Annotated in this window: 4 protein-coding genes; 3 read left to right on the top strand and 1 reads right to left on the bottom strand. The window is 68.9% G+C overall.

Features of this window, described 5'->3' with window-relative positions:
- The coding region (locus L995_RS04530) for a LysR substrate-binding domain-containing protein (RefSeq protein WP_047469549.1) at positions 1-466 on the top strand (466 nt) is incomplete at its 5' end.
- A 151-nt stretch (positions 467-617) separates the two neighbouring features.
- Here the strand turns inward: L995_RS04530 and tyrS are convergent.
- Positions 618-1,850 (bottom strand): tyrosine--tRNA ligase, encoded by a 1,233-nt coding sequence (gene tyrS / locus L995_RS04525; RefSeq protein WP_016448449.1) that lies wholly within the window; start codon positions 1,848-1,850, stop codon positions 618-620.
- A gap of 164 nt (positions 1,851-2,014) precedes the next feature.
- Between tyrS and L995_RS04520 the strand changes: the two genes are divergently transcribed.
- Both L995_RS04520 and L995_RS04515 read left to right on the top strand, forming a co-directional pair.
- A complete protein-coding gene (locus L995_RS04520; protein WP_046241655.1) occupies positions 2,015-3,409 on the top strand; it encodes a peptidoglycan DD-metalloendopeptidase family protein in 1,395 nt (464 codons plus the stop codon).
- A 104-nt stretch (positions 3,410-3,513) separates the two neighbouring features.
- Positions 3,514-4,513: anhydro-N-acetylmuramic acid kinase (locus tag L995_RS04515; protein WP_047469546.1), on the top strand; the 1,000-nt coding region annotated here is incomplete at its 3' end.

The following is a 4,513-nucleotide window of genomic DNA, read 5'->3' as shown; positions in this document are numbered from 1 at the left end:
CCTGTTCGGCGAGCAGCTGGCCGTGGTGGCCAGCCCGCGCCTGCTGGCCGGCGGCCCGCCGCTCAGGACGCCGGCCGACGCGGCCCGCTACACGCTGATCGAGACCGGCGACGCCCACCGCATGCCCCAGCTGGAGTGGCTGGGCTGGCAGCGCTGGTTCGGCGTGCAGGGCTGCGACCAGCTGCAGCCGCCGCGCTGGCTGTACTTCAACTACGCCCACCAGATCGTGCAGGCCGCACTGGCCGGACAGGGCCTGGCGATTGCACGCCTGCCGCTGGTGGCCGATGCGCTGGCGGCTGGCGACCTGGTCGAGGTGCTGCCCGCGCACCGGCTGGAATCGCCGCTGGCCTACTGGCTGATCGTGGGCCCGCGCAGCGCCGCGCGTCCCGAGGTGGCCGCCTTCTGCCGGTGGCTGCAGGAGCAGGCCGAGGTCACGCGCGAAACCGTCGAATCGCCCCCGGCTTGAAAAATACCCCCCACGCTCCCCATGCTGCGCAAGGTCCGCTGCCCACCGAGGGGCCGTTTTCATCTTGGGGCGGCCCGGCGATGAAAAAAGGACGCGGGCATGCCGGCGTCCTTCATTCCTGTGCAGCCGGGCGCATGGCCCGGCGCGGGCATCAGCCCAGCGTCACGCGCGCAAACTTGCGCTTGCCCACCTGCACCACATAGGTGCCGGCTTCGAGCTTGAGGCCCCGGTCGCTGATGGCTGTGCCATCCACGCGCACGCCGCCGCCGTCGATCAGGCGGTTGGCCTCGCTGGTCGAGGGCGCCAGGTTGGCCTGCTTGAGCAGGGCACCGATGCCCAGCGGCGCGCCCGACAGGCTGACCTCGTCGATCTGGTCGGGAATGCCGCCCTTGCTGCGGTTGTTGAAATCCTGCTCGGCCGCATCGGCCAGCGCCGCGCTGTGAAAGCGCGCCGTGATCTCCTTGGCCAGCAGGACCTTGGCGTCCTTGGGGTTGCGCCCGCCTTCCACCTCGGCCTTGAGCGCGGCGATCTCGGCCAGGCTCTTGAACGACAGCAGGGTGTACCAGTTCCACATCAGCGTGTCCGAGATGCTCAGCACCTTGGCGAACATGGTGTTGGCGTCCTCGGTGATGCCGATGTAGTTGTTCTTGGACTTGGACATCTTGTGCTCGCCGTCCAGGCCCACCAGCAGCGGCATGGTGAGCACGCACTGCGTGTCCTGCCCGTATTCCTGCTGCAGGTGGCGGCCCATGAGCAGGTTGAACTTCTGGTCCGTGCCGCCCATTTCCAGGTCGGCGCGCAGCGCCACCGAGTCATAGCCCTGCAGCAGCGGGTAGAGGAATTCGTGCAGGCTGATGGAGCTGCCCTCGGTGAAGCGCTGGTGGAAGTCGTTGCGCTCCATCATGCGGGCCACCGTGTACTTGGCCGACAGCTCGATCATGCCGCGCGCGCCCAGCTTGTCGCACCACTCGCTGTTGTAGCGCACCTCGGTGCGCGCCGGGTCCAGCACCTTGGCGGCCTGGGTGTAGTAGGTCTCGGCGTTGACCTTGATCTGCTCGGCCGTCAGCGGCGGGCGCGTGCTGTTGCGGCCCGAAGGGTCGCCGATCAGGGTGGTGAAATCGCCGATCAGGAAGATCACCTGGTGGCCCAGGTCCTGCAGCTGGCGCATCTTGTTGAGCACCACGGTGTGGCCCAGGTGGATGTCGGGCGCCGTCGGATCCAGGCCCAGCTTGATGCGCAGCGGCACGCCCGTGGCCTCGGAGCGGGCCAGTTTCTGCACCCAGTCGGCCTGGGGCAGCAGTTCATCCACGCCGCGCAGGGTGATTTCAAGCGCTTGGCCTACACCTTCAGTGACCGGGTATGTTGTAACAGCAGATTGATTCATAAGGGTTTTTCGCCAGGCCGCGTAGGACCGCGTCGGTATACTCCGGGGATTTTCCCGCTGCGGCGAATTCTAGACGCCCGCCTTTCCGCACCACAGAGCGCGGACTTGTTGCCCGTCTGGAGAGCGTATCCCGCCGCTGCGATGCTGTCCGGCCCCCAGGCCGGATGCGCGCAACCCAAGGATCTGATGTTGTGAAATATGGCTTGAACCATGCCAGCGGTGCTCTTGTTGCGCGGCTGACCTCCGTGATCCAGCAACACCCCAAGCGTGTCACCGCAGCACTGGCAGCCATCTTGCTCACGGGCGGCGGCGGCGCCTTCGCCGTGGCCAACCTGGGACCCGATCCGGCCGACCTGCCGGTGCGCATGCTCTCCACGCCCGTGGAATCGCTGGCAGAAGGCCAGACCCTGGCCGAGCTGACCGACAGTGTGCAGGGCATGTCCCTGTACCGTTCCGAATACACGCGTGGCAGCGACACGGCCGAAACCCTGCTGCAGCGCCTGGGCGTGGCCGATCCGGCCGCCGCCGCCTTCATGCGCGGCAACGACCAGGTGCGCCAGCATGTGCTGGGCCGCGCCGGCCGCCTGGTGACGGCCGAGACCACGCCCGACCACCAGTTGTCCCTGCTGACCGTGCGCTGGGCACCTGACGAGGACGGCAGCTTCCGCCGCCTCGTGGTCGAGCGCAAGAACAATGAACTGAGCACACGCATCGAGACGGGCAAGCTGACCGCCTCGCCGCGCCTGGCCGGCGGCATCATCCGCAGCTCGCTGTTCGCCGCCACCGACGCGGCCTCCATTCCCGACGCCGTGGCCATGCAGATGGCCGACATCTTCCAGGGCGACGTGGACTTCCGCCGCGGCCTGCGCAAGGGCGACCGCTTCTCGGTGGTCTACGAATCGCTGGAAGCCGATGGCGAGCCGCTGCGCGCGGGCCGCGTGCTCAGCGCCGAGTTCCACAACAACGGCAAGGTCGTGCAGGCCCTGTGGTTCCAGGACGAAGGCAAGGCCAAGGGCGACTACTACACCATGGACGGCAAGAGCCGCCGCCAGGCCTACCTGACCTCGCCCGTGGAGTTCTCGCGCATCAGCAGCGGCTTTGCCATGCGCATGCACCCCATCCACAAGACCTGGCGAGCCCACCTGGGAACGGACTTCGCGGCGCCCACGGGCACCAAGGTACGCACCGTGGGCGACGGCACCGTCTCCTTCGCGGGAGTGCAGAACGGCTACGGCAACGTGATCTTCGTGGACCACGCCAACAACCACACCACGGTCTATGCCCACCTGAGCCACATCGGCGTCACGCGCGGCCAGCGCGTGGAACAGGGCGACATCATCGGCAACGTGGGCTCCACGGGCTGGGCCACGGGCCCGCACCTGCACTTCGAGTTCCGCGTCAATGGCGAGCACCGCGACCCCATGACCATCGTCCAGGCCACCGATGCCGCCCGCCCCGTCTCCAAGGCCGGCCGCGCCGCCTTCGACAAGATGGCCGCGCAGATGCGCATCGAGCTGCAGGCATCGAACGAGGCGCTGGCCTTGGCCACCGAGCGCTGAGCACTGCACCCCCCTCCAAAGGCTGCCCTGGCAGCCTTTGTTGTTTCAGACGCATCCTTTTGTGATCGCCAGCCCCGGGGTCCTGCAGGGCTACCATTGCCGGCATGAACCAGCCAGCCCCCTCCCCCATCGCCCACCGCTACTGCATAGGCCTGATGTCCGGCACCTCGCTAGACGGGGTGGATGGCGTGCTTGTGGACTTTGCCGAAGGCACGCAGGTGCTGTGGCATGCCAGCCGTGGCTTTGATGCCGCGCTGCGCGCCGAGCTGCTGGCCCTGAACACCCCCGAGGGCCGCGACGAGCTGCACCGCGCGGCGCTGGCGGCCAATGCGCTGGCGCGCAGCTATGCCGAGGTGGTGCGGGAGCTGCAGCAGGCCACAGGTCTGGCGCCCGGCCAGATCGCGGCCATCGGCGCCCACGGCCAGACCGTGCGCCACCGGCCGCAGATGTTCGACGGCATGGGCTACACGCTGCAGCTCAACAGCCCGGCCCTGCTGGCCGAGCTCAGCGGCGTTGCCGTGGTGGCCGACCTGCGCAGCCGCGACGTGGCCGCTGGCGGCCAGGGTGCGCCACTGGTGCCTGCCTTCCACCAGGGCGTGTTCGGCCGGCCCGGCGAGACGGTGCTGGTGCTCAACATCGGCGGCATCGCCAATCTCAGCGTGCTGGCCGGCGATGGCACGGTGCTGGGCTTCGACTGCGGCCCCGGCAATGCGCTGATGGACGGCTGGTGCCAGACGCACACGGGCCAGCCCTATGACGACGGCGGCCAGTGGGCGGCCACGGGCCAGGTGCTGCCCGCCCTGCTCGACCGCCTGCTGGCCGAGCCTTTCCTTCAGCAGCCGCCACCCAAGAGCACGGGGCGCGACCTGTTCCACGCGGACTGGCTGGCCGGCCATCTGTCCGCCAGTGCAACCAGCGCCGCCGATGCCCGCCCCGCCGACGTGCAGGCCACGCTCACCGAATTCACGGCCCGGGCCTGCGCCAGTGCCGTGCAGCGCTTCGGGCGTGGCGGCGGCGAGCTGCTGGTCTGCGGCGGAGGCGCCTTCAACACGCAGCTGATGCAGCGCATCGCCGCCCTGCTGCCCGGCGTGGCCGGGGACACCA

This window comes from Delftia sp. ZNC0008 (genome assembly GCF_000799035.1).
GTDB lineage: Bacteria > Pseudomonadota > Gammaproteobacteria > Burkholderiales > Burkholderiaceae_C > Comamonas > Comamonas tsuruhatensis.
The sequence above is the reverse complement of the archived record's forward strand: the minus strand, read 5'-3'. Positions and strand labels throughout refer to the sequence as shown.

Coding starts and splice junctions, on each gene's coding strand:
- tyrS (WP_016448449.1), bottom strand. CDS start 1,850: ATGAATCAATCTGCTGTTACAACATACCCGGTCACTGAAGGTGTAGGC.
- L995_RS04520 (WP_046241655.1), top strand. CDS start 2,015: ATGCGCGCAACCCAAGGATCTGATGTTGTGAAATATGGCTTGAACCAT.